At 56.8% G+C, this 24,125-nt stretch carries 19 protein-coding genes; 11 read left to right on the top strand and 8 right to left on the bottom strand.

All coding sequences use genetic code 11. The features are described from left to right. Nucleotides 1-132 precede the first annotated feature (132 nt). From CAP48_RS08270 to CAP48_RS08250, 5 genes are all read left to right on the top strand, one after another. Nucleotides 133-1,215: an aminoglycoside phosphotransferase family protein gene (locus tag CAP48_RS08270; RefSeq protein WP_100695507.1), complete on the top strand. Its 1,083-nt coding sequence runs from the start codon at nt 133-135 to the stop codon at nt 1,213-1,215. Next, nucleotides 1,215-1,910, top strand: coding sequence for an N-acetylmuramate alpha-1-phosphate uridylyltransferase MurU (murU, locus tag CAP48_RS08265; protein ID WP_192871322.1), 696 nt, complete (start codon nt 1,215-1,217; stop codon nt 1,908-1,910). Before CAP48_RS08270 ends, murU begins: the two co-directional genes overlap by 1 nt. Nucleotides 1,911-1,964: 54 nt before the next feature. Further along, a complete protein-coding gene (locus CAP48_RS08260) occupies nt 1,965-2,672 on the top strand; it encodes a hypothetical protein (protein WP_100695505.1) in 708 nt (235 codons plus the stop codon). Nucleotides 2,673-2,759: 87 nt separating this feature from the next. After that, nucleotides 2,760-3,467 (top strand): response regulator, encoded by a 708-nt coding sequence (locus CAP48_RS08255; protein ID WP_100695504.1) that lies wholly within the window; start codon nt 2,760-2,762, stop codon nt 3,465-3,467. 38 nt (nt 3,468-3,505) lie between these two features. Beyond that, nucleotides 3,506-4,930, top strand: coding sequence for an ATP-binding protein (locus tag CAP48_RS08250; protein WP_242444367.1), 1,425 nt, complete (start codon nt 3,506-3,508; stop codon nt 4,928-4,930). Here the strand turns inward: CAP48_RS08250 and CAP48_RS08245 are convergent. Together CAP48_RS08245 and CAP48_RS08240 are read right to left on the bottom strand one after the other, a co-directional pair. Continuing rightward, nucleotides 4,911-5,966, bottom strand: a complete 1,056-nt coding sequence (locus CAP48_RS08245; RefSeq protein WP_100695502.1) for a cytochrome d ubiquinol oxidase subunit II — start codon at nt 5,964-5,966, stop codon at nt 4,911-4,913. The two genes, CAP48_RS08250 and CAP48_RS08245, sit on opposite strands and share 20 nt — an antisense overlap. After that, nucleotides 5,963-7,123, bottom strand: coding sequence for a cytochrome ubiquinol oxidase subunit I (locus CAP48_RS08240; RefSeq protein ID WP_100695501.1), 1,161 nt, complete (start codon nt 7,121-7,123; stop codon nt 5,963-5,965). The genes CAP48_RS08245 and CAP48_RS08240 overlap by 4 nt, the downstream gene beginning before the upstream one ends. 105 nt (nt 7,124-7,228) lie before the next feature. Here CAP48_RS08240 and CAP48_RS08235 point away from each other — a divergent pair, with 105 nt between their 5' ends. The 4 genes from CAP48_RS08235 (at nt 7,229) to minE (ending at nt 11,099) form a co-directional block, all read left to right on the top strand. After that, the gene (locus CAP48_RS08235) at nt 7,229-8,989 is read left to right on the top strand and encodes a glutamine--tRNA ligase/YqeY domain fusion protein (protein ID WP_100695500.1); all 1,761 of its coding nucleotides are present in this window, start codon (nt 7,229-7,231) and stop codon (nt 8,987-8,989) included. A gap of 21 nt (nt 8,990-9,010) precedes the next feature. Beyond that, nucleotides 9,011-9,907 (top strand): septum site-determining protein MinC, encoded by an 897-nt coding sequence (gene minC / locus CAP48_RS08230; RefSeq protein ID WP_100695499.1) that lies wholly within the window; start codon nt 9,011-9,013, stop codon nt 9,905-9,907. A gap of 90 nt (nt 9,908-9,997) precedes the next feature. Then, nucleotides 9,998-10,813, top strand: coding sequence for a septum site-determining protein MinD (gene minD / locus CAP48_RS08225; RefSeq protein WP_100695498.1), 816 nt, complete (start codon nt 9,998-10,000; stop codon nt 10,811-10,813). 1 nt (nt 10,814) lies between these two features. Further along, a complete protein-coding gene (minE, locus tag CAP48_RS08220) occupies nt 10,815-11,099 on the top strand; it encodes a cell division topological specificity factor MinE (protein WP_100695497.1) in 285 nt (94 codons plus the stop codon). Nucleotides 11,100-11,577: 478 nt separating this feature from the next. Here the strand turns inward: minE and CAP48_RS08215 are convergent, their stop codons facing one another. Both CAP48_RS08215 and ettA read right to left on the bottom strand, forming a co-directional pair. Further along, nucleotides 11,578-11,796: a glycine zipper 2TM domain-containing protein gene (locus CAP48_RS08215; RefSeq protein ID WP_100695496.1), complete on the bottom strand. Its 219-nt coding sequence runs from the start codon at nt 11,794-11,796 to the stop codon at nt 11,578-11,580. 274 nt (nt 11,797-12,070) lie between these two features. Then, the gene (gene ettA, locus CAP48_RS08210; RefSeq protein ID WP_100695495.1) at nt 12,071-13,744 is read right to left on the bottom strand and encodes an energy-dependent translational throttle protein EttA; all 1,674 of its coding nucleotides are present in this window, start codon (nt 13,742-13,744) and stop codon (nt 12,071-12,073) included. 110 nt (nt 13,745-13,854) lie between these two features. Between ettA and CAP48_RS08205 the strand changes: the two genes are divergently transcribed. After that, nucleotides 13,855-14,358 carry a hypothetical protein gene (locus CAP48_RS08205; RefSeq protein ID WP_100695494.1) on the top strand — a complete coding sequence of 168 codons (504 nt, stop codon included), beginning with the start codon at nt 13,855-13,857 and terminating at the stop codon, nt 14,356-14,358. Nucleotides 14,359-14,536: 178 nt separating this feature from the next. Here the strand turns inward: CAP48_RS08205 and CAP48_RS08200 are convergent, their stop codons facing one another. The 3 genes from CAP48_RS08200 to pdxA all read right to left on the bottom strand — a co-directional run bounded on the left by CAP48_RS08200 (nt 14,537) and on the right by pdxA (nt 17,103). Beyond that, the gene (locus CAP48_RS08200; protein WP_100696720.1) at nt 14,537-15,484 is read right to left on the bottom strand and encodes a glycosyltransferase family 2 protein; all 948 of its coding nucleotides are present in this window, start codon (nt 15,482-15,484) and stop codon (nt 14,537-14,539) included. A gap of 365 nt (nt 15,485-15,849) precedes the next feature. Beyond that, nucleotides 15,850-15,978 carry a hypothetical protein gene (locus CAP48_RS20545; protein ID WP_024006693.1) on the bottom strand — a complete coding sequence of 43 codons (129 nt, stop codon included), beginning with the start codon at nt 15,976-15,978 and terminating at the stop codon, nt 15,850-15,852. A gap of 99 nt (nt 15,979-16,077) precedes the next feature. Beyond that, entirely contained in the window at nt 16,078-17,103 is a 1,026-nt protein-coding gene (pdxA, locus tag CAP48_RS08195; protein ID WP_100695493.1) for a 4-hydroxythreonine-4-phosphate dehydrogenase PdxA, read from the bottom strand. A 400-nt stretch (nt 17,104-17,503) separates the two neighbouring features. Here pdxA and uvrA point away from each other — a divergent pair, with 400 nt between their 5' ends. Further along, nucleotides 17,504-23,203 carry an excinuclease ABC subunit UvrA gene (gene uvrA, locus CAP48_RS08190; RefSeq protein ID WP_100695492.1) on the top strand — a complete coding sequence of 1,900 codons (5,700 nt, stop codon included), beginning with the start codon at nt 17,504-17,506 and terminating at the stop codon, nt 23,201-23,203. Between the two features lie 157 nt (nt 23,204-23,360). Here uvrA and CAP48_RS08185 read toward each other — a convergent pair whose 3' ends face one another. Beyond that, nucleotides 23,361-24,041 carry a DUF2239 family protein gene (locus CAP48_RS08185; protein ID WP_100695491.1) on the bottom strand — a complete coding sequence of 227 codons (681 nt, stop codon included), beginning with the start codon at nt 24,039-24,041 and terminating at the stop codon, nt 23,361-23,363. Between the last annotated feature and the right edge of the window lie 84 nt (nt 24,042-24,125).

Genomic DNA, 24,125 nt, shown 5'->3' with positions numbered 1-24,125 from the left:
TGTTTTTTTACATTAGCCCGTTATTATAGTTATCTACCGCAGGCAACGGTATTGCCCGCCCGATTTACGGAAATAAAAATCAGAGCACAGGCCAAGCCCCTGATATTAAATACTTTATAACGACTCCTATCCATGACGACGTCCGCAGCCCCTTCCTCTTCCGCCGGTAACCCGACTGAAACGATGACCGATACCCGCTACGCACTGGTGCAGACCTGGCTGGCCCCGATTGCCGAAAAATACGGTATGCGCACCGACAGCCTGCGACCTGCATCCAGTGATGCAAGTTTTCGGCGTTATTTTCGGGTTGATACTGAAACTGGTAGCCTGGTCGTGATGGACGCCCCGCCGGCGCAGGAGGACTGCCGGCCTTTCATCGACATAGCCCGCCGACTGGATGCCGCCGGCCTGAGTGTGCCGGCCATTCTTGAAGCCAAAGTCGAGGACGGTCTGCTGCTATTGAGCGACCTTGGTCATGACACCTTTTACCAGCGCATCGTGAACGGAATCGACAACGCATCCCTGCAGGCACTCTATCTTGGCGCGCTGGACGCGCTGGTCCGGATGCAGCAGGTGCCGACAGAGCAATTGCCCGTCTACGACGGCGCAAAACTGCGCGAGGAGCTTGCCCTTTTCCCGGATTGGTATATAGGCCGCCATTGCAATACGACGCTGACCGACAAGGAACGCGCCGCGCTGGAAACGATTTTTGACCGTCTTTCGGCACATAATGCGCGTCAGGCTACCTGCTTTGTCCACCGGGACTTCCATTCTCCTAATCTGATGATCAACGATCATCCGGGAAACGGCGCCGGACCCGGCATCATTGATTTTCAGGATGCGGTGCGCGGCCCCGTCTCCTACGACCTGGTGTCGCTGGTCATGGACGCCCGCACCACTTGGGAAGAACCCCAGCAACTGGACTGGGCCATTCGCTACTGGGAAAGAGCCAAAGCCGCCGGCATCCCGGTTCCGGCAGATTTTGCAGACTTTCACGTTGACTACGAATGGATGGGTTTGCAGCGCAATTTGCGCATTCTGGGTGTTTTTGCACGCCTGTCGATTCGTGACGGCAAGTCGCATTATCAACAGCATATGCCCCGGGTCAACGCCTATGTGCGCCAGGTGGCAGGCCGCTACAATGCCTTTCGACCCCTGCTGCGCCTGCTCGATCGCCTGGACAATATCGAAACCAAAGTAGGATACACATTTTGATACAAACCATGATTTTGGCGGCCGGGCGCGGCGAACGCATGCGCCCCCTGACCGATAGCCTTCCCAAGCCGCTGCTCCCGGTCAACGACAAGCCTCTGATTGTTCATCATCTGGAACGCCTGGCCGCTGTTGGTATAAGTGACATTGTAATCAACCATGCCTGGCTTGGGGATCACCTCGAGGCCGCGCTGGGCGATGGCAGCCAGTATGATGTGGCGATCCAGTACTCCCGTGAAGATACCGCCCTGGAAACGGCCGGCGGCATCGCCCATGCCTTGCCGCTACTGGGCGAGCAGCCGTTCCTGGTCATCAACGGCGATGTATGGTGTGACTGGGATCCCCTCCAGGCCGTCAGCGTGGTCAACCGGCTGCATGATTCCCCTACCCAGGCCTGGCTTTTGATGGTGGACAACCCGCAACACCATCCGCAAGGCGACTTCGGCCTGGACGCCCAGGGTTATCTGAGCCCCCGCCAGGAGGGCGAACCTGCGCTCACCTACGCCGGCATAGGCGTGTTTCATCCCAGCCTGTTTCGCAGTATCGCTGACGGGCAGCCTGCGCCACTGGCCCCGCTGCTGCGCATGGCCATGGGTACCCGCTCCGTCGAAGGGTACCACTACACCGGCAATTGGACCGACGTAGGCACGCCAGAGCGCCTGAGCGAACTTGACCGGAAACTGCGTGGCACCTGCTAAACCATCAGTGGAAAATGTACAATACCGTACTGTTGATTTTCGGATGAAATACCCATGTTTGGATCTTCCAAAAGAGCCACCTTCAAGCCTTCAGTTTTTGAAACAAGCAGTCGTCGCCGTCATCGCCGCATGCCACCATGGGTTGGTATACTGTTTACGGGCATTATCATCGGCGCGGGTGGTTACTGGTTTCTGCAAACCAACTACGGCCCCAAGCGCCTGAGCCTGGACGAATCCAACAAACTCACCAGTGAAGTGACCTCGCTGTCAGCCGACCGCCAGCGCCTGCAATCACAACTGGAATCCGTCACACAGGAGCGCAACAGCCTTCAATCACAGCTGGAATCGCAGACCACAGGCATGAACCAGGCCCAGGACCAGGTCAAAGCCCTGACCGACAATCTGGCGCTACTCAAGAAAGTCATTCCGGCAGACCCCAGCGATAGTGCGCTGGGTATTCGCGTTGGCGAATTCAGTGGCCCCACGGGTAAGCTGAACTACAGCATGCTGCTCATGAAGAAAAACGAACAGGATCCTGATTTTCAGGCGTCCATCTCGTTCGCGGTCAACGGCCGCTACCGCAATGGCCGTTCCGGGACAGCCGAACTGGACCCTTTTGTCCTTAACGTCACCGACTTTCAGCAGGCTGCCGGAACGATAGACATCCCTGCAACAATGACTGCGCGCCGGGTTACCGTTAAAATCATAGATGTGGCAACCGGAAAGGTCCTCACTACCCGTACATTCCAGGTTAGCCGCTGATCCGCTGCGCAAACGTGCCGATCTAACCGATTTCATTGTATTTCGACCGCTTGCGCTTCTTTCGACCCTTTGGCAAGATGAGGCACTATGGACAAGCAACTGACAAAAATTCTCGTCGTCGATGACGATCCTGCCCTGCGCCAGCTTCTCGCGGAATATCTGAACCGACACGGTTACGATACCCTGCTCGCACCCGACGCCAGTGACATTACCCAGCGCATTACCAAATTTTCCCCCGACCTGATCGTACTGGATCGCATGCTTCCCGGCGGCGACGGTGTGGAAACCTGCCGCAGGCTGCGCGCCCAGAATGAAGACATCCCGGTCATTTTGCTCACGGCAAAGGACGAAACCGCCGATCGCATTATTGGCCTCGAATCGGGTGCAGACGACTACCTCGGCAAGCCGTTTGACCCGCGGGAACTACTGGCTCGCGTCGAAACTGTCCTGCGCCGCAAGAAAGGCGCTTCCGCACTGGTCAAGGAAACGCCGGTGCATTTCGGACCTTTCACTTTTGATCCGGCCCGACGCCAGCTATTTAAGGACAATGTCCAGGTCAAGCTGACTGGCGGCGAAATCAATCTGCTCGAAGCCCTGGTCAAGAACTCCGGCAAACCGCTGTCCCGCGAACGCCTGCTTGCACTGGCTCGCGACGATGACGAAGGCGAACGCAATGACCGCGCCATTGACATCGCCATCCTGCGCCTGCGTCGTGCCGTCGAAGACGACCCGAAAGATCCACGTTGGATTCAAACTGTCTGGGGCATTGGCTACCGATTCTCTCCTGACGCATGATAAAACCCTCGCTGTGGCCGCGCTCCTTGCGGCTGCAGATGATCCTCTTCATCCTTGGCACTGTGATTCTGGTGCAGCTCGGCAGTTTCGCAGTCGGCAACTATCTCAAGGAACGTTTCCTGGAAGACGTTGTCGTCAACTATCTGTCCACGACCATCCGCACGCTTCGCTCAGCCGTATCGCAAATTCCTGAAAACCGCCGGGCAGAATTCATTATCGAAGCGTCCCAGAAACGGTGGTACCTGCTTTCCCGTACCGACCCCTATGCCAATCGACGACACCGCGGTGGCACATTGGACGCGCCCGTCCCTTCGCCACGCCCGCCCGTTCCCGAAGCCGCCCGTGAGGTGGAGCGGGCCCGTCGTGCTGCCGCTCAAAAACCCCCTCGCCCGCCGCGCCTGACCGATGAGCCCAGCAACGACATCCTGAAAATCGTCAGACGGCTCAATATTGAACTGGACGACGGCACGCGGGTCGGACTGACACGCGGGCCGACGCCGCGCATGTTCATCTCCCTGCAATCGGATGATGACGGCACCAAATTCATTCGCGAGTGGCTGGTCATCCCGCTGGATCGAATCCAGCCGCCCAATATGCATGCGATTACCATTGCCTGGCTGAGCCTGACGGGTTTGCTGTTGATTCTGGCCGCCGGTTTTGCCTGGCATATCACGCGCCCGCTCACCCGCCTTACCCTGGCAGCAGATAAACTGGCCCAGGGCCGGCCCGAGCGTGTCACCCCGGCAGGCCCGAACGAGACCCGCCAGTTGGGTGAGCGGTTCAATGCCATGCTGGACGCGCTGGAAGAATCAAAAGCCGTACAGCAAACCTTGCTGGCCGGTTTGCCGCATGACCTGAAAAGCCCGCTGGCGCGCATGCGACTGCGCGTAGAGCTGACCGATGACGTAACGTTCAAGGAAGGCATGCGCAACGATGTGCACGAAATGCAGGATATGATCGACCAGTTCATCAGCTATGTCCGCGGTTCCGATCTGGCCACCTACAAATTCAAGACGATCGATATCGGCCACTGGATTGAGGAACGCGTAGCGTCTTGGCACAATGCCGGCAGTCCGGTGCATTTGCGCGCCCAGCCTGCCACAGCGGCATACACCAGCGCCGACACGCTGTCGCTGGGCCGCGTTCTGGACAACCTGATCAGCAATGCGCTCAAGCATGGCCGTCCGCCAGTCGAGGTGTCGCTTACAGTGGCCGACGACAAAGCCGTCATCAGTGTAGCCGACCATGGTGACGGGATTCCGGCGGAACGACGCGCCGAAGCCTTGCGCGCCTTTTCCCGCCTGGATTCGGCCCGCACCATGACCGGCAGTGTCGGCCTGGGATTGTCTTTGGCAGAAACCATTGTCAACGCCCATAACGGCAGACTGAGACTGGACAGCAGCGATAGCGGCGGACTGCTGGTGACGGTTACCCTGCCCCTGGTCAGTCCATCCGCTTCATAAACAGCACATCCCTGGCCTTGCGCTCCTTGCCGAGCATATCCCGGTAATACCACAGCGTGACCAAAGGCAACACCACCAAAAAGAATGCAAAAGCCGCCACCAGCACCCGGGTGGTTCCAAGGCCGGTGACACTCTCCCAGATTGTCAGTTCATCCAGAACAAAAAACGGGAAAACACTGAATACCAGCCCGGCAAGCACACTCATTACAATCAACACCGTCAGTATGAACGGCAGCCAGATGAGGATCCGGGCACGCTGGACTTTGCGCACCACCAGCTCGATAATCACGAACATGACAAGCAAGGCGAACCAGTACGTTAGCACCACCGGCATCCTTGCCGATTCGGTCCACTTGAAAAACACGCCGCCATTGACCATGCCCAGGGCGACAGAAACGGCCACCACGCCAGCGGCCGTGAGCCTTGCCGCCCGGCGCACCCATCCGCGGGCCTGCAGCTGCAAATCATCCTCTACCCGCATCAGCAACCAGGCAGCGCCCAGCAAAATAAAAGCGGCCACCGTACAAAACGCAATGAAAACCGCGAACAGCTCACTACCTGGCTCTGTGCCGAAATTGACCGCAATGCGGCCCAGAACCAGGCCCTGTCCAAACGCAGTCATCAGCGATCCCAGCGCAAATGCAGCCGCAAATACCGTACGTCCACCGGCCAGAGCGCGCAGCCGAAATTCATAGGATACGCCACGCAGCAACGCACCTGCAGCCAGCAGCATCAAGGGCAGATACAGAACGCTGCTTACATAGGCCCATGCTTTCGGGAAGGCCGAGAGCAGGATGGCGCAGCCCAGGAAAATCCAGAAGACGTTCATATCGCGCCAGGGCCCAAGGAACGTAAACATTCGATCCCGTTGCTCTGGCTGAGCAAAAGGCATCAGCATGCCTACGCCCAGATCGACCCCGTCCAGAATAGCGCCCGCCACGGACACGCCCAGAAACACGGTAAAACAAAGCAGCGGCATCCAGAATCCCGGATCGTAGCTATTGAGTCCCAAAGAGCCAGCCAGGGTATCAATCATGCCGTTCTCCGGATTTTTCGTACCGGCACGACTCCGTACCGGGCGGCGCGGCGTGCCAGAAAAACAAAGCCGGCCGCAATAACGGCAAGCAACACCCACATTGCCACGGTCACCGTCCCGATTAACAACGTGCCTTGCTGGTTGCTGAATGCTTCAGCGTACGTCACCAGCCCATTGACGAAATACTGACCGTCACGCAACGACAGCAGCAAGTGAATCAGCCACAGCACCAGCCAGCTGGCCGGGCCAGTCCAGACCAGGGCATGCAGCAGCCATCGAGGCAATTTGCCAAAATCACTGCGCCGCTTCAGATACCAGGCCCACTGGACAACAGACACGAGGCAGATCAAAAAGCACAGTCCGAATACCAGCTTTTGCGCCCACAGCGCCACTGCGGGCAGCGGCGCTGCCTGCCGGAACAGCTCAGTCTGAAAAAGCATGCCACTGGTCGCCAGCAGAATCAGTGCCACGGTGGTCAGCCCCGTACCGACTCGAAAAGCCAGTTGCTCAGCCGAATTCAGCGGCTTAGCAATGGCTTCGCTGGCACTGATCGAAACCATGAGTCCACCGGTTCCCAGGCAAGCCATTGCCGCCATGAAAATAGCGCGGCGCCACGTTTGCCCCTGCGAGATAAAAACGCGCCAGTCGGCCAGAGCAAGCGGGCTGGTGTCGGGCATCAGTCCGGCAGGAAAATGAAGCCAGCTCTGAAAGGCGACCAGCAATATGGCAATAACCGTCAGGCCGAGCGCAGCCAGCAAGACAAAAACACTATGCAGCCAGGACGAGAGCACTCCCTGCCGATATAGCATGACATCTGTAATAAACAGTTTGATGATAAAAGTAATTGCGGCGATCAGCACGATAAGCGGGCCGCTGACAGGCCCCAGCCGAACAAACAAATTCGGCCACAAGGCACCCGACTGTATCAGCAGGAACACCATGCCAAGCAGCGACACGGTCATGGACAGCGCAAAAATGCGCACCCAGAAGCGGTACATATCCATCCAGCGGCTATCGGCAGCCCTGCAATGCGTCATGCCTTTGCACACCAGCAGCAACCAGGCCAGGACGACCGTACATAAGCCGAAAGTGGAGAAGAACGAGAGCGAACTGAAGAACTGCAGTTTTGCCAGCTGTAATGATGAAATATCCCACATACTCGATAGCTGTTTAAATTTCGGGGCAGTTGAGCGATTCCCGTGAGTCTAACCGCTGAACATGGCAAAATGGTCGATATTGTCGATTTACTGAAATTTTAAAATATGTCTGCTTCAACGCCAGAGATCCCTGCCGCCAATTTTTTGCGAACCATCATTGAAAACGATCTTAGCCACGACCGCTATCAATCAAAAAAATGGGCCGGCGAACCCGGCCCCGCTTCGGCTCTGCAGAATGCGCAGAAGGATCCGGCTCGCATCCGCACCCGTTTCCCGCCCGAACCTAACGGCTACTTGCATATCGGGCACGCCAAAAGCATCTGCCTGAACTTCGGACTGGCGAGCGATTATGGCGGCGTCTGTCATTTACGCTTTGACGACACCAATCCCGAAAAAGAAGAGCAAGAATACGTGGATGCCATTGACGAGATTGTCCAATGGCTCGGGTTTACAACGACCGGGCCGGATGGCCAGCAACACCGCTATTTCGCCAGCGACTACTTCGGCTATATGTACGACTTTGCCGAAGCGCTCATCAGAGGCGGATATGCCTACGTCGACGAACAGACGCCAGAGCAGATCCGGCTGAACCGCGGCACCCTCACCGCCCCCGGGAACAACTCGCCGTGGCGGGATCGCCCGGCCGAAGAATCGCTCACGTTGCTGCGTGAAATGAAGGTAGGCAAGCATCCCGATGGCAGTCTTGCCTTGCGTGCCAAGGTGGATATGGCTTCGCCCAATATCAATATGCGGGATCCGGTCCTGTATCGGATCCGTCATGCCGCACACCATCGTACAGGCAACGACTGGTGCATCTATCCGATGTACACATACGCACATCCTATCGAAGATGCGCTTGAGGGCATTACCCACAGCATCTGTACGCTGGAATTCGAAGACCAGCGGCCGTTTTATGACTGGGTGCTGGCGCGCCTGGTGGAACTGGGCCAGTTGCGCGACCCGCTGCCGCACCAGTACGAATTTGCACGCCTGAACCTCAAGCATGTGGTTACCAGCAAGCGCAAGTTGCTGCAATTGGTGCGGGAAGGCCATGTCACTGGCTGGGATGACCCGCGCATGCCAACGCTTGCCGGCTTGCGTCGCCGCGGATATACACCCGCAGCGCTCAAGCTGTTCTGTGATCGCCTGGGCGTATCTAAGTCCGACTCGCGTATTGACTATAGTCTGCTGGAGCAGGCATTGCGCGATGACTTGGATCCGATTGCCGAACGCAGCGTTGCCGTGCTCGACCCCATCAAGCTGATCATCACCAATTATCCGCAAGACCAGACCGAATCATGCAGTGCCCCGCGTAATCCGCATGATGCGCAGGCCGGACGACGCGAGTTTCCGTTTTCGCGCGAATTGCTCATAGAACGCGACGACTTCCGCGAAGATCCACCTAAAAAGTATTTCCGTCTGTTCCCGGGCAACACCGTCAGACTCAAATATGCCTATGTGATCAAATGTACCGGCTTTGACAAGGATGAAGCCGGCAACATCACACAGGTATATGCCGAGTATCTTCCCGACACCAAGAGCGGTACGCCGGGCGCCGACAGCGTCAAGGTCAAAGGCAATATTACCTGGATTAGCGCGGCGCACGCCGTGCCGGCTACCGTCATGCTTTACGACCGGCTCTTCACTGACCCGTCCCCCGACAGCGGCGAAAAGAATTTCCTTGACTATCTGAACCCGGACTCCGTGCAGCGCGTCAGTGCCTGGCTTGAGCCCGGTTTTACCGCCACACCCGGCGCCCGCTGGCAATTTGAGCGACTGGGCTATTTCGTGGCCGACTCCAAAGATTCCACCCGTGATAACCCGGTGTTGAACCGCTGTGTTACCCTGCGGGATTCATGGTCCTAATTTATTAAAGTGAATTGAAACGTGGCTTCTAAATCCTCTTTCTCTGCCCTCGAATTCAAAAGCGCTTCGCTTTTTGTCGTCCGGATCGAACTCAAAAGCGCCGACACGGCAGCATTACAACAGGCGCTGGAAAAGAAAATGGCCGAAGCCGGCAGTCTGTTCGAGCACGAACCGGTCGTGCTGGATATTAGCGGCCTGACCGACGCGCCCGACTGGGCCGCCGTGGTCGCCCTGCTTGCCCAGCACAAGCTGCCGGTCATCGGCGTCATGGGTCCCGACGGCGCACTGATTGACAGCGCCCGGCAGGCCGGGCTAAGTAAGGTCGACGTCTCTACACTGAATAACCGGCAGCCACCGGAGCCGACGCTACTGACCGAGCCAGTAGCCGATGCGGTCAAACTGGCGCCCGCCTCCAATATCAAGACCGTGGCAAGCGCCACGGAAAAAGACACGGCGGCCAAATCCAAGGCGCCTGAGACCGATACCCAAAAAGCATCTGCTGGCTCACCCGCGCCGTCGCGGCCCGCTCAACCGATAGTGCGCGAAACCATTCGGGAAGTCCCCGTACCGGTTCCGACCATGGTGCTGGCGCGCCAGTTGCGTTCCGGTCAGCGGGTATACGCGCGCAACTGCGACTTGATCGTCATCGGCGTAGTCAGTCGCGGTGCCGAAGTGATCGCCGACGGCAATATCCACGTGTACGGTCCGTTGCGCGGCAAGGCGATCGCCGGCGCGCGCGGCAATGCCTCGGCGCGGATTTTCACGTCGCACCTGGACGCAGAATTGCTGGCCATCGCCGGCATCTATCGCGTTTTCGATGCCGATATCGAGCCGCAGCTCAATAAAAAGCAGGTGATTATCGAACTGGACAACGAAACGCTTAAATTCATTCCTGGCGACAGCAGCAGCCAAGGCTAGCGCCCGTAACGTTTTTTAAAAGAAATTCATACCGATATGCGTTAAGATATCGGCACTTACAGCCATACGGATATATAGGAATAACCTTACATGACTCGCATCATTGTGGTAACTTCAGGTAAAGGCGGCGTGGGTAAAACCACGACCAGCGCCAGTTTTTCAGCCGGCCTGGCCATGCGTGGCCACAAGACAGCCGTCATTGACTTTGACGTTGGCCTGCGTAATCTCGACCTAATCATGGGATGTGAACGACGCGTGGTATACGATTTCGTTAATGTCATTCAGGGCGAGGCCACACTGAATCAGGCACTGATCAAGGACAAACAGCTGGAAAACCTGTTTATCCTGCCTGCTTCGCAAACCCGCGACAAGGATGCACTGACACGCGAAGGCGTGGAAAAAGTCCTGGATGATCTGAAGAAAATGGATTTCGAATATATCGTGTGCGATTCGCCGGCCGGCATCGAAACGGGCGCGCTTATGGCTGCCTACTTTGCCGACGATGCCCTGGTCGTCACTAATCCTGAAGTTTCCTCGGTCCGCGACTCCGATCGCATCCTGGGTATTCTTTCGTCCAAATCGCGCCGCTCCGAAAAAGGCGAGGATGCCGTCAAGGAGTTCCTCGTGCTGACCCGCTACAGTCCGAAACGTGTTGAAGATGGCGAAATGCTGTCGCTCAAAGATATCGAAGATATTCTTCGCATCAAGTTGATTGGTGTCGTACCTGAATCCGAATCTGTACTGCAGGCTTCCAACTCAGGCGTTCCGGCCATTCACCTGAAAGACTCCGATGTGGCCGAAGCCTATCAGGACATCGTTGCACGCTACCTGGGCGAAGAAAAGCCATTGCGCTTTACTGACTACAACAAACCGGGCTTCTTCAAACGACTTTTCGGAGGCAAGTAATATGTCCTTCCTGAAATTTCTTCTTGGCGAGAAAAAGTCATCGGCCAACGTTGCCAAAGAGCGCCTTCAGCTTATCATCACACATGAGCGCAACGAAGGCACGGGCAGCGCACCCGATTTTCTTCCCCAGTTGCAAAAAGACCTGATCGAAGTCATTTCCAAGTACATCAAAATCAATGCCGAAGACCTCAAGGTCAACGTAGACAAGCACGGCAACCTGGAAGTGCTGGAAGTGAAAATCGAAATGCCCCAGGATCCGAAAGACGCGATCGCCAAAGTCGGCTAATAAGCACAGTCAGCGGCTTTCGCGATTGCGCCGACATGTCATCGGCGCCCGGTTGCGCCAGAAAAGACATGCTCGGCCGGCACTGATCCTGAACATAAAGCACCCTGCAAACGCCAGGTAATATACCCGGCCTTTGTCTGGTGCTTTTCTTTGTCCGGTGCTCTTATGGATTTGTGAGATGCACCGACCACTGAAAACTGACAAAGAAACGCGGGGCGCCCACGGTAAGCGCAACATAGTCCGAACCGTAGCGCCAGGAAAAGAACATCAGCGTCACAGAACGCGTCATGGCAAAAAAGTCACGCGCCCAACAAGGCAAAAAAAGGACCGGCCCTGCTGTGTGCAGAATCCGGTCCTTCGGTTTGATCTGAAACGAGCCAGGCTAGCCGGATACGTTCAGATTATCTCGGAGCTGGCCTTGCCCGGCAATGAACGAGCGGAAATAATACGCTCAGCCAGCCGGCAAGTCACGCAAGAATCAGCGGCGGCCACCAACCTGGTTGCCGATAACGCCACCAATAGCGGCGCCGCCCAGCGTACCCAGGGTGCCTCCACTAGTGAGCAATGAGCCGGCAACGCCGCCGATGGCAGCGCCACCCACTGTATTCCTGTCGCGTTGGTTCATGCCGCCACAACCTGCCAGTGCAATAGCAAGACTGCCGGCAATGATGCTCTTGGCTACGATATTCGTTTTCATATTGTATGCTCCTGAGTGAAAATATACGTCTCGCGTATGGAACAAGCGGATGCCCGTCTCAAACGCCTCATCAACACTATACAATGGAAAACTTTTTAGGGACAACTGAGTGTTGGCGCTTTGTTACACAGATGGATTATTTCATTCGAAATGATATCAACTGAAATACACCCTCACTTCTGCGTGGACAAAATGCAACGCTGCAGTTGCGGTTTGTTTCGTAATAACACGCAACTGCAGCGATTGATGCTTTATAACTCCAGCGACTAATGCTCTATTTCAAGGCCTTGTAGCGAATCCGACGTGGTTTGGCACCCTCTTCGCCCAGACGCTTTTTCTTGTCCGCTTCATATTCCTGGTAATTGCCATCAAAGAAGACAACGTTTGAATCGCCTTCGAACGCCAGAATATGCGTAGCAATGCGGTCCAGGAACCAGCGATCATGGCTGATGACCATGACCGCACCGGCAAACTCCAGCAATGCATCTTCCAGCGCACGCAGAGTTTCCACGTCCAGGTCATTCGAGGGTTCATCTAGCAGCAATACATTACCACCCTTGATCAGCGTGTTGGCCATGTGCAATCTGCCGCGTTCGCCCCCCGACAGTTGCCCAACCAGCTTGGTCTGATCCGAACCCTTGAAATTGAACCGGCCCAGATACGCTCGCGCCGGAATTTCAAATCGACCAACATTGAGCACATCCGATCCCTGTGATACAAAATCGAACACACTTTGATTATTGGCCAGTGTTTCACGCGATTGATCCACAAATGAAATATTGACGGTCTGGCCGATCGTCACCTCACCGGAATCGGGTTGCTCCTGGCCGGCAATCATGCGAAACAGCGTAGATTTACCAGCGCCGTTGGGGCCGATAATGCCGACAATAGCGCCAGGTGGCACCTTGAAGCTCAGATCGTCAATCAGCAGGCGATCACCGAAAGCCTTGCTGACATTGACGAACTCAATCACCTCGTTGCCCAGGCGTTCTGCCACAGGAATAAAGATTTCCTGAGTTTCATTACGTTTTTGATATTCATGAGAAGACAATTCTTCAAAACGGGCAAGACGCGCCTTGGACTTGGCCTGGCGCCCCTTGGGATTCTGTCGCACCCATTCGAGCTCCTTGCGGATGGTTTTTTGCCGCGCCGATTCGCCAGCCTCTTCCTGGCCAAGACGCGCTTCTTTTTGCCCCAGCCAGGAACTGTAGTTGCCCTTCCACGGGATACCGTGTCCGCGATCCAGTTCCAGAATCCACTCCGCCGCGTTGTCCAGAAAGTAGCGGTCGTGCGTGACTCCCACCACAGTGCCCGGAAACTTCTGCAGGAACTGCTCCAGCCACTCGACGCTCTCGGCATCCAGGTGGTTGGTCGGCTCGTCCAGCAACAGCATATCGGGCTTGGAAAGCAGCAGACGACATAACGCCACGCGCCTTTTTTCGCCGCCCGAAAGCTTGCCGACCACTGCATCCCACGGCGGCAGACGCAGCGCATCGGCCGCGATTTCCATCTGGGTGCCGATATCGTCGGCGCCACTGGATGCCGCTGCCGCAATCACCGCTTCCAGCTCAGCCTGTTCGGCCGCCAGCTTGTCAAAATCAGCATCGGGCTCGGCATACTCGGCGTAGACTTCTTCCAGTCGCTGGCGCGCGGCAAACACCTCGCCCAGGCCGGCTTCGACAGACTGCCTGACGGTGTGCTCGGGATCCAGCTCCGGCTCCTGCGGCAGATACCCAATTTTCAGGCCCGGCATTGGCGTGGCTTCACCCTCGATATCCTTGTCAATCCCAGCCATGATTTTCAATAGCGTGGATTTACCGGAACCGTTCAGACCAAGAACGCCAATTTTGGCGCCAGGGAAAAAAGACAGAGAAATATCGCGCAGAATCTGCCGTTTCGGAGGCACGATTTTGCCGACACGATTCATCGTATAAACGTACTGGGCCATAGTTAATTTTGCTTGCAAAAGATTCAAATAAGCATTGTATGAAATAAACATGATGCGTGCCGCGCGAGGGCGGCTACAATGACAATAAGACCAGAAATCGGACCACTGTTATGAGTTTTGTACCTGAACCCACCTTCACCGAACACGAAATTGCGCTGCTTAAAAAAACCGCAGTCTCATTAACCGCCTATCTGGGCAAACCGGTTATTGCCGAAATCGACACCACCGAAGACGGGTTGGAATGGGTCGCTTTCGGTGTCCCCCTGGATATTGCAGATGAAAATCCCGACGATATCGTCACCCTTGATATGGGCGGCCCGGGCTCAAGGCTGGTCAGCGAATCCAGCGACCTGGAAAACCCTGAAGAAGAAGTCTACGCTTGCGAATTCCTGTGGGGAATCCAAATTACCGATATCGAAAACGCCCGTTTTGTGCGTATCGACTTCGAAGGCGAAGAAGTGGAATGGGCAGATGATATTGAAGAATTGCTGCCGTTTGGCATGAGGGAACCGGAACCCGAGGAAATCATGGGACCCGAAGAAGACGACGATGGCGACGAAGACGGCGAAGACCCGCCAGCCCCCACCACGCCGCCCTCGACCACCCTGCATTGAACGGTAAGCGGCATTAATCGGTCCCATGCATAGATCAACACGGGTAGTATCCGATCGCGCATTAATCGTCACAGACATTAACGGCATCATTCATTGATCCAGCCATGCATTGATCTCGCTGCATCCAGGGATGCAAATACGCGCAGCGCCTTGTGGTAACGACGTAGGCAAGAATGGGCTAGTTGCTTAGTCTTTCCGCCGACCCGCGTCGATCTTTCAGGTAGAGCGCCCACCCGACCGGGTACATCAGCCAGACAAGCAGCCTGGACATCTTGCCCTGCAACTCCGCGGTAGGCGGCAACGGTCGTCCGTCATGTTGCAAATGCAGGCGAAACCGCGTATATCTCGCTGCAGCCAGCAAAAAAGCAACGGGCTGATAACGGAACCATGGCAAACAATTGACGACGGTGTCGCGGGCGAGTAACAAAATACCCATTGCATGTCTGTTCACCGAGCTTTCGCCTTCCATGGTCAGCGAGTCAGCACTTTCGTAGTACTTGCGAAATACCGTGTTGACAAAGCGCGTCATGTAGCCATCGCGGGCAATCGCGCGCCAAACTACGCTTTCCGGCACAAAACCCTCGATATCTTCTGGAAATGGATAGTGCTTGAGCACCTGGGTTTGAAGACAGCCGAACTTTTCGCCCTTCACATGGTGTTTGAAACTCATATCCAGCGTCGTCATGTCCATGACGTCTTCGGGGAAGCGATCGCCCACGATGCTGCCATCCGGACGAGCGCACAGTCCCGTGACGGCGATATATCCGCTTTTCAGATCATCCGGAATACCACGCCATACATCGGCCATTGACTGCAGCGAATCGGGCAACAGGCTATCGTCGCTGTCGAGCGCAACGATCAGCCTTCCCCAGGCCTGCTTGACCCCGGTGTTGAACGCGGTTTTCTTATGCTGATTAAGTTGCCACACATACCGAATGGGGAACGGTGAATCACCTTGCCAGGTTTCAATTTTTTCCCGCGTATTGTCGGTAGAACCGTCATCGATAACCAGCCATTCAAAATCCTTGAACTGCTGTTCGCATAAGGACCGATAGACGCGCTCAAGGGTATGAACGCGATTATAGGTCGGCGTCAACACCGTGAAAAAATAAAGATTATGCGTCATAGCTTTACGTATTCGATTCCGATCGTTATTGTATTTTTTTCGTTCGGTTACGATAGCAGAGAATGTGATGAAAACGATGCGCAACTTGTAGCAAAAAGTAATCTTTGCCGCATGGATGGATGTCATCGAGTCCCGCAAGCGCCTGCAAATCACCACCGCATCGCCGGCAACCCGTTGACAGGCGAGAAAAAAGCCACTTGCATAAGTGGCTTTTCGGTTTCGCGATCAGGCGACAAGGTGTGATACCGTTCAATAACACAGCGCCAAGACAAACAGGCCCGGCAACACACACGACGCAATGCAACGACGGTTACCTACGGGCATTCTGGCCAACGCCGGTTTTGAATGCTTTCACCACCCGGCGATTATGCGCGTTTTACTTTTTCCAGCATTTTGAACACGCCTTTGGGGGAGCGCACAAAAAGACGCTTGAATGCTTTACCCAGGCAACGACGCTCCAGCGTGTTGCGGCGAGTGCGTTTGACTTCTGCCATGAGATTCTCCGAGAAATTTTTTACGTAATCGGGCATTCTAGCATTAAATCAGGCATTTATCCATGTATTTTGCAGCAATCGCCATTGCTGGCGCAAAAATCAGACAAAGGGATTGTGCATTTGCAGCGCCAGTTCACAGGCGACCCGAAGCGAAGACGGATCCGCGATCCCCTGGCCTGCAATATCGTATGCCGTGCCATGATCGACGCTGGTCCGAATGAATGGCAGGCCCACCGTGACATTGACGCCGTTGTCAACGCCCAGGTATTTGACGGGAATCAAGCCCTGATCATGATATTGCGCCACCACAATATCAAAGTCGCCCCGCCGCGCCCGCATAAAGACCGTGTCTCCCGGAAACGGCCCGGTGACATTGAGGCCGTCTGCCCGGGCGGCCTCAATCGCGGGTCGGATCACCGCCTCATCTTCATGGCCGAACCGACCGCCCTCGCCCGCATGTGGATTGAGTCCTGCCACGGCAATGCGAGGCGCTGCCAGACCCAGCATACGGCAGGCTCGGTCGGCCAGCCGGATAACAGCCAGCTCGTTTTCAAATGTAATCAGCGCCGGCACCTCTTGCAGGGACACATGAATGGTTACCAGAATCACCCGCAATTGCTCATTAAGCAGCATCATGGCAACGCGCGACACCCCTGCCGTGTGCGCCAGAATTTCCGTGTGCCCTGGAAAATCAATGCCACCGGCTTTCAGCGATAGTTTGTTCAGGGGTGCAGTGACAATCGCCGAAAGCTGCCCCGCCATGGCGTCGGCAATGGCCGCTTGCAAAAAGTGATACGAGGCCAGGCCCGCCTGTGCATTAACCTGTCCCAGCGGCAGATTGTCGGGCAGCGGGTCGGCGCAGTTAATAACCGGAATGTCGGGTGCCATTGCCCCAGCCTGCTGCGCAGCCTGCCACTGCCCTACCGAGCAGTAGGGCGTGACCGGCAACGTGAAAGCCAACTGGGAGACCGCTCGCGATATCGCACCGGCATCGCCGTACACGACAGCTGGCACCGGCAGCCCCTGATGGAACAACTTGGCTACCAGTTCAGGGCCAATGCCCGCAGCATCGCCCATGGTCAATCCCAGGGGCGGTTGGGAATGTGATAGCGGTTGCTTTTTCATAAATAGAATTTATCCTGCAGGTGACAAGGCCGATTGTAGACATGCGAAAAAGGTGATCCGCGTGCGAAAGTGTAAACCCAACACCACGCCGACACAAACCAGGCACATTGCAAGCGACCCACGGGCCGGGAATGCGCCTCTTCCTCGTTTATAACGCGGCCCTGCCAGGCAGTACGGATAACAAGCCCTGCCTGGCACCCGGGATTGGCGGGTATGGAAGTCGCTGGCATGCACATTGCACCACCGGACGATGACACCAGCCGGCCTGAAGATTTTTTGTGCTGCGCCGTGTCAGAAATCAATTAATATGCGACAATATTATACCTGTTTATTTATACAGTAAGAATCAATTTCATCCTCATCGCCCCGTGGTCATTTCCAGGGGCCTTCGGAGCACTTCATGAGTTCGCAGATCCGGATTTTCGGCGCCAGACAAAACAATCTTAAAAATCTCGATGTCACGTTCAACACCGGCGAATTCGTGGTTATTACCGGCGTATCAGGCTCGGGCAAAAGCTCGCTGGCCTTCGATACGCTTTACGCCGAGGGCCAGCGCAAATACGTAGAAACCTTCTCTCCTTATGCCAGGCAATTTCTGGACCGCATGGACAAGCCGCAGGCCGACCGTATTGAAGGCATCCTGCCCGCCATCGCCATTGATCAGACCAATCCCGTGCGCAACTCCCGCAGTTCGGTCGGCACCATGACAGAGCTCAATGACCACATCAAATTGCTGTTTGCCCGGGCTGCCAGGCTCTATTGCCGCCAATGCGCAACAGAAGTGCGCAAGGACAATCCCGATACCATTCATGAATTTCTTGCAGGCGCTACGGCGGCACTGGGCGATCCGCGTCTTATCCTGACCTTTCCCGTGGCCGTTCCCGGCAACTACACCGAAGAAGAGGTCCGCCAGTATCTGGAACAGCAAGGCTATACCCGTGTCCACGCCGAAGAGGAACGCAGCACAACCGTTGTGCCAAAAGGACGCAGCAAGTCGCAGAAGGTCGAGATCAGCCGCATTCTGCATGTGGTCCAGGACCGCTTCCGCTTTTCCACCACCGAAAAATCGCGAATCATCGAAGGGCTCGAAGCCTGTCTGCGTTACGGCACCGGCATGTGCACGGTCTATGCCGTTGACAATGACGGCGGGCCGCTCCAATCGTGGAAGTTCAGCGAGCAGTTGCACTGCGCCAATTGCGATATTACTTATTCGTCGCCGCTGCCCAGCACCTTCTCCTTCAACTCGCCGCTCGGGGCCTGCGAAACCTGCCGAGGCTTCGGCCGCGCCATGGGCATCGACTTCGGTTTGGTGATTCCCGACGAAACCAAAACGTTGCAGGAAGGCGCCGTCAAACCCTGGCAGACACCCAGCTACAGCGAATGCCAGACTGAAATGATGCAATACGCCAAAAAAGCCGGTATTCGCACCGACACGCCCTGGAAGCAGCTCAACGATGCTGAACAGCACTGGGTGCTTTACGGCGACCCCGAATGGAAAGGCGGCGCATCGGCCTGGAAACATCAGTGGTATGGCGTGCAGCGCTTTTTCGACTGGCTCGAAACCAAGTCATATAAGATGCATGTGCGCGTGCTGCTGTCCAAATATCGCAGCTATACTCCCTGCCCGGCCTGCCACGGCTCCCGCCTCAAACCTGATGCGACGCTCTGGCGGCTGGGTGACGCGCCGGTGGGCGACAACATCATGGGAAGCTATACACGCTTCATGCCGGTGCATGCAAAGTGGTCGGCGCCAACGCTTACGGCGCTTGACGGGCTTGGCATCCATGATCTGATGCGCCTGCCCATCACCCAGGTGCGCGAATTTTTTGCCACTCTGGCACTCTCGGTTTTCATGGACAGCGCGATGGACCTGGTGCTCCAGGAAATCCGCAGTCGGCTTGATTTTCTTTGTAATGTAGGCTTGGGCTACCTGAGCCTGGACCGGCAAAGCCGGACCCTGTCTGGTGGTGAAGTCCAGCGTATCAACCTGACTACCGCCCTTGGCACGTCTCTGGTCAACACGCTTTTTGTGCTGGATGAACCGTCTATTGGCCTGCATCCGCGTGACATGCACCGGATTGTCCAGGTATTGCATCGCCTGCGCGATGCCGGCAACACCCTGGTTGTGGTCGAGCACGATCCGCAGGTCATGGTGGCGGCCGACCGAATTCTGGATATCGGCCCCGGACCGGGCGAGCGCGGCGGACAGATCGTCTTTGACGGCACGCCACAGCGGTTGCGCGAAGGCAGCTCGCTCACCGGTCGCTACCTGAGCGGCCAGTTGCGCGTTGAAGCACCGCGCCCCATGTCTGTTCAGCCCAACACCCCGAAACTGATCATCGAAGGCGTCAGCGCGAACAATCTGCAAAACGTCGATGCCGCCATTCCCCTGGGTCGCTTGGTATGCCTGACAGGCGTATCGGGCTCAGGCAAATCCACGCTGGTTCAGGACGTCCTATATCCGGCACTGCTCAAGCATTTCGGTCGCCCGACCGAGGCACCTGGCTCCTTCACCCGCTTGCTGGGTGCAGAGCAAATTGCCAGCGTTGTCATGGTCGATCAAAGTCCCATCGGCAAAACCGCCAGGTCCAATCCGGCCAGTTACGTGGGAGCGTTCGAGGCGATCCGCAAGCTGTTTTCGCAAGCCCCGGCAGCCCGCGAGCGTGGTTACACGCCGGGCACGTTCAGCTTTAACAGCGGCGACGGGCGTTGCCCCACCTGCGGCGGCACGGGCTTCGAACATGTTGAAATGCAGTTCCTGTCCGACGTCTATATCCGTTGTCCCGACTGCGATGGCAAGCGCTTTCGACCGGAAATTCTTGAGGTCCGCGTAGAGCACCTGGGCAACAGCGCATCTATCGACCAGGTACTGGATATGACCGTCAGCGAGGCGCTGTCGTTTTTCAAAGGTTTGCGCGATGTCCAGACCAGCCTTGTGCCGCTCATTGACGTGGGCCTGGAGTATCTCAAGTTGGGGCAGCCCGTGCCCACCCTGTCCGGCGGCGAAGCCCAGCGCCTCAAGCTGGCCGGCCACCTGGCCGAAGCCGCGCGCAGCGGCATCTCGTCGGCCAAGGTCGCCAAAAAAGGCAGCCTGTTCCTGTTTGACGAACCCACCACCGGCCTGCATTTTGACGATGTCGCCCGGCTCATGGGCGCCTTTCGCAAGCTGCTGGGCGCCGGCCATTCTCTGCTAGTCATCGAGCACAATCTGGATGTGATCCGCGCTGCCGACTGGCTGATTGATCTGGGGCCGGAAGGCGGCGTGGGCGGCGGTCGTATTGTGGCCGAAGGGGCTCCCGCCACGGTCATGGACATTGACGGGTCGCACACCGGCACGGCCTTGCGCGAATACGAATCCAGCATCATCGCCAGCGCCCCGCTGTCACTGCAGGAGCCCCCGGGCGTCGCTTATGCAGACAGCGCAGCACTGGTTCCCGTACGGCGCGATACGCCGTCGCAAATTGATATCCTTAACGCAAAGGAACATAACCTCAAGGGCGTCAACGTCCATATCCCGCACAATACCTTTACGGTCATTACCGGCGTGTCGGGATCAGGCAAGTCCACGCTGGCCTTCGATATCCTGTTCAATGAAGGGCAGCGCCGCTATCTGGAATCGCTTAATGCGTACGCGCGCGCCGTGGTGCAACCCGCCGGCAAACCCGATGTGGACGCCATTTACGGCATCCCGCCAACCGTCGCCATTGAGCAACGCACCAGTCGTGGCGGGCGTAAATCCACGGTGGGCACCATGACCGAAGCCCACCATTTTCTGCGACTGCTTTACGTCAAACTCGGCACCCAATACTGCCCGGATTGCCAGGTACCGGTGGAACCGCAATCCCAGGAACAGATTTTTGCCCGCATCATGAGCCAGTGCAAGGGCCGGCACATCGGCGTTCTTGCTCCGCTGGTGACCGCTCGCAAAGGTTATTACACGGATCTGGCCAAATGGGCCGAAGGCAAGGGTTATACGCATTTGCGCGTCGACGGTGATTTCATGCCGGTCAAACCCTGGCCAAGGCTGGATCGCTACAAGGAACATACCATCGAATTGCCCGTAGCCGATCTCGTCATTGCTCCAGCAGCGGAAGCCAGCCTCAAGCAAGCGCTGCAGAGCGCGCTGGAAACCGGCCACGGTTCCATGAGTATCATCATGGACCTGGATCCGGCCGATCCACTGCACGCCAGCGAGCTGGAACAGCAGCACTTTTCCACCAAGCGCGCGTGCCCCTGCTGTGGGACCAGCTTTCCTGAACCCGATCCACGTCTGTTTTCCTATAACTCAAAGCATGGCTGGTGTCATTCCTGCTTCGGGACCGGTGTCAAATTGACCGGATTCGATGAAGAACAAAGCGGTGAAGAAGAGACCTGGAAAAACCTCTCGGGTGACGAAGAGCACGAGCTTGCGGCCTGCCCTGCCTGCCATGGCCAGCGCCTGAACCGCAATGCGCTGGCCGTACGCTGGAAAGACCGCAGCATTGCAGACCTGGCCGCACTACCGGTCAGCGAAGCGCACACCTTCTTTGCCGGCCTGGTCCTGAAAGGGCGCGATGCCGAGATTGCGCGCGATATCCTGAATGAAATAAAAAGCCGTCTGGCCTTCATGGAAGAAGTTGGCCTGGGCTACCTGGGACTGGACCGGTCGGCGCCAACGCTGTCGGGGGGCGAAGCCCAGCGCATCCGCCTGGCCGCGCAACTGGGCTCCAATCTGCAGGGCGTCTGCTACATTCTGGATGAGCCCACTATCGGCCTGCATCCTCGCGACAATCGCATCCTGCTCAATGCGCTGTCAAGACTGGAAGGCAACGGCAATACACTCGTTGTGGTGGAACACGACGACGATACCATTCGCCGCGCCGAACACATTATCGATATGGGGCCGGGCGCCGGCGTTCGCGGCGGTACCGTGGTGGCGCAGGGCAGCTACAACGATATCATCAGCAACGAGCATTCCCTGACAGGACGTTATCTGGCGCATCCGATGGTGCATCCGTTGCGCCCGGGCCAGCCCGTCAATGCCAATACCGACTATATCGAAATTCATCGTGCTCATTTGCATAATCTGCGCCACGTGAACGTGCGCATCCCCAAGGGCAGTCTGAGCGTCATAACCGGCGTGTCCGGTTCGGGTAAGTCGTCGCTCGCACGCGATGTGCTGCTGGACAATCTCAAGGGCGTCATTGGCGCAAAAACACCACCAGCATGGCGCGGTTGCGATGACATCACGGGCTGGGAGCGCATTGATCGCGTGCTGGAGGTTGATCAGACACCGATAGGCAAAACGCCGCGCTCCTGCCCGGCAACCTATATCGGCTTCTGGGATGACGTGCGGCGTCAGTTCGCCGAAACCCGGGATGCAAAAATCCGTGGCTGGAGCGCATCGCGCTTTTCATTCAATACCGGTGACGGACGCTGCCCGATTTGCGAAGGCCAGGGTATGCGCACCATTGAAATGAGCTTTCTGCCGGATATCAAAGTACCCTGCGAAGCGTGTAACGGCAATCGTTTCAACCCGGATACACTGGCGATCCGGCTACGTGACAAAAATATCGGCCAGGTGCTGCAGATGGAAGTCGATGACGCGATCCCCTATTTCGCCGCCCATCCGCGGGTCAAGCGTTCACTGCAACTGCTCCAGGATGTCGGTTTGGGCTACCTCACACTGGGCCAGCCTTCGCCGACATTGTCTGGCGGTGAAGCCCAGCGGATCAAGCTGGTTTCTGAACTGGTCAAGGCGCGCCTTGATGAAGGCGTGATCAAAACCGGCAGGGCTTCTAGCAGGCCGCACACGCTCTACGTGCTGGACGAGCCCACCGTGGGCTTGTCCATGGCCGACGTCGAAAAACTCATTGTTGTGCTGCATCGTCTTGTTGAGGCCGGCAACACCGTTGTTGTTATTGAACACAATCTGGATATCATGGCCGAGGCGGACTGGATCGTTGACATGGGGCCCGAGGGCGGCAACGGCGGCGGCCAAGTCGTTGCGATGGGACCGGTACCGGACATTATTGCGAAAAAATCCGTCTCCCATACCGGCCTTGTCCTTGATGAGTTTCTGGCACGCACATCTGAAGCGACGGCGGCCCTGACATCGTAACTGTGGGGTAAGTTGGACATCCGCCTGCGTCCCGGACTGCCGCGCGCACAAACTGTGGTGCCGCCGCGCAATCGCTGCTTGCGGCAAAGGCGCTGCGGGCAATGCGTGACGCACGGGTACCGACAGTCGGGCGGCGCATCAGCTATCGTGGCCGCCCTCAGGCGTTAGTGGCCAGCTTCAGCGCATGTGTGCGCACATCGTCCGGCCAGCCGGCGATATGTGTTTCCAGCGCCTTAGTATCATCGGCAAACAGCGCCCGTGTGGCCTCTTCGTAACCAGCCAGATCACCACCCAGTGCCAGCATGAAATGATAGGCCCGTTCCTGGGCTTTGCGGCGGCTGTCTCGGGCCGTATTGCTGATCCGGGCCGACTCCACCAACTTGCGTAACGCGACCGACGCTCCCCCTGGCTGGGCTGCCAGCCATTCCCAATGCCTGGGCAGCAATGTGACCTCCCGGGAAATCACGCCGAGCTTCGGTCGGCCGCGTCGCCGCCCAGTCTGATCGTTGCTCTCCTGCGTCGACACCGTACGATGCGATGACGAATCGGTGGCGTCCATGCTATCGGGCATAGTCGCCCCTACTGCCCCGCTACCCGTTTGCGGGGTTGTCACCTGTGGGTGAAAACCGTTCTGCTGATCGATTGGCGCTGCGGCATCCAGTAGCCGCAAATCAATATCGGTCGAACGACCAGTGACATCGTCGAATATTAATACCGCGCTGGTTGACGGTGTTTTCAGGGCCGCCTGATATGCTGCCGCAACTTGGGGCAGCGTACCGGAAGCAAGCTTGCGGTATCCATGAAACACGGTGTAGGTTTGTTCCGGGGTTGCAGTCATTGTCGGACTCCTGAGTTGGCTTGATAAGTACAACTCTAATATTACCCGGGTATAAATATAATTGCAATATTACCCGGGTAATTT

This window comes from Advenella sp. S44, assembly GCF_002810445.1.
Taxonomy (GTDB): Bacteria; Pseudomonadota; Gammaproteobacteria; order Burkholderiales; family Burkholderiaceae_B; genus Advenella.
This window is presented reverse-complemented; position numbering and strand designations above follow the sequence as displayed.

What these genes read in the sequence shown, in the direction of transcription:
- CAP48_RS08260 (WP_100695505.1), top strand. Translation starts at nt 1,965, where the DNA reads ATGTTTGGATCTTCCAAAAGAGCCACCTTCAAGCCTTCAGTTTTTGAA.
- CAP48_RS08250 (WP_242444367.1), top strand. Translation starts at nt 3,506, where the DNA reads ATGATCCTCTTCATCCTTGGCACTGTGATTCTGGTGCAGCTCGGCAGT.
- CAP48_RS08235 (WP_100695500.1), top strand. Translation starts at nt 7,229, where the DNA reads ATGTCTGCTTCAACGCCAGAGATCCCTGCCGCCAATTTTTTGCGAACC.
- CAP48_RS08240 (WP_100695501.1), bottom strand. Translation starts at nt 7,123, where the DNA reads ATGTGGGATATTTCATCATTACAGCTGGCAAAACTGCAGTTCTTCAGT.
- CAP48_RS08255 (WP_100695504.1), top strand. Translation starts at nt 2,760, where the DNA reads ATGGACAAGCAACTGACAAAAATTCTCGTCGTCGATGACGATCCTGCC.
- CAP48_RS08215 (WP_100695496.1), bottom strand. Translation starts at nt 11,796, where the DNA reads ATGAAAACGAATATCGTAGCCAAGAGCATCATTGCCGGCAGTCTTGCT.
- CAP48_RS08200 (WP_100696720.1), bottom strand. Translation starts at nt 15,484, where the DNA reads ATGACGCATAATCTTTATTTTTTCACGGTGTTGACGCCGACCTATAAT.
- CAP48_RS08245 (WP_100695502.1), bottom strand. Translation starts at nt 5,966, where the DNA reads ATGATTGATACCCTGGCTGGCTCTTTGGGACTCAATAGCTACGATCCG.
- CAP48_RS20545 (WP_024006693.1), bottom strand. Translation starts at nt 15,978, where the DNA reads ATGGCAGAAGTCAAACGCACTCGCCGCAACACGCTGGAGCGTCGTTGC.
- CAP48_RS08205 (WP_100695494.1), top strand. Translation starts at nt 13,855, where the DNA reads ATGAGTTTTGTACCTGAACCCACCTTCACCGAACACGAAATTGCGCTG.
- minD (WP_100695498.1), top strand. Translation starts at nt 9,998, where the DNA reads ATGACTCGCATCATTGTGGTAACTTCAGGTAAAGGCGGCGTGGGTAAA.
- minE (WP_100695497.1), top strand. Translation starts at nt 10,815, where the DNA reads ATGTCCTTCCTGAAATTTCTTCTTGGCGAGAAAAAGTCATCGGCCAAC.
- CAP48_RS08270 (WP_100695507.1), top strand. Translation starts at nt 133, where the DNA reads ATGACGACGTCCGCAGCCCCTTCCTCTTCCGCCGGTAACCCGACTGAA.
- ettA (WP_100695495.1), bottom strand. Translation starts at nt 13,744, where the DNA reads ATGGCCCAGTACGTTTATACGATGAATCGTGTCGGCAAAATCGTGCCT.
- CAP48_RS08185 (WP_100695491.1), bottom strand. Translation starts at nt 24,041, where the DNA reads ATGACTGCAACCCCGGAACAAACCTACACCGTGTTTCATGGATACCGC.
- uvrA (WP_100695492.1), top strand. Translation starts at nt 17,504, where the DNA reads ATGAGTTCGCAGATCCGGATTTTCGGCGCCAGACAAAACAATCTTAAA.
- pdxA (WP_100695493.1), bottom strand. Translation starts at nt 17,103, where the DNA reads ATGAAAAAGCAACCGCTATCACATTCCCAACCGCCCCTGGGATTGACC.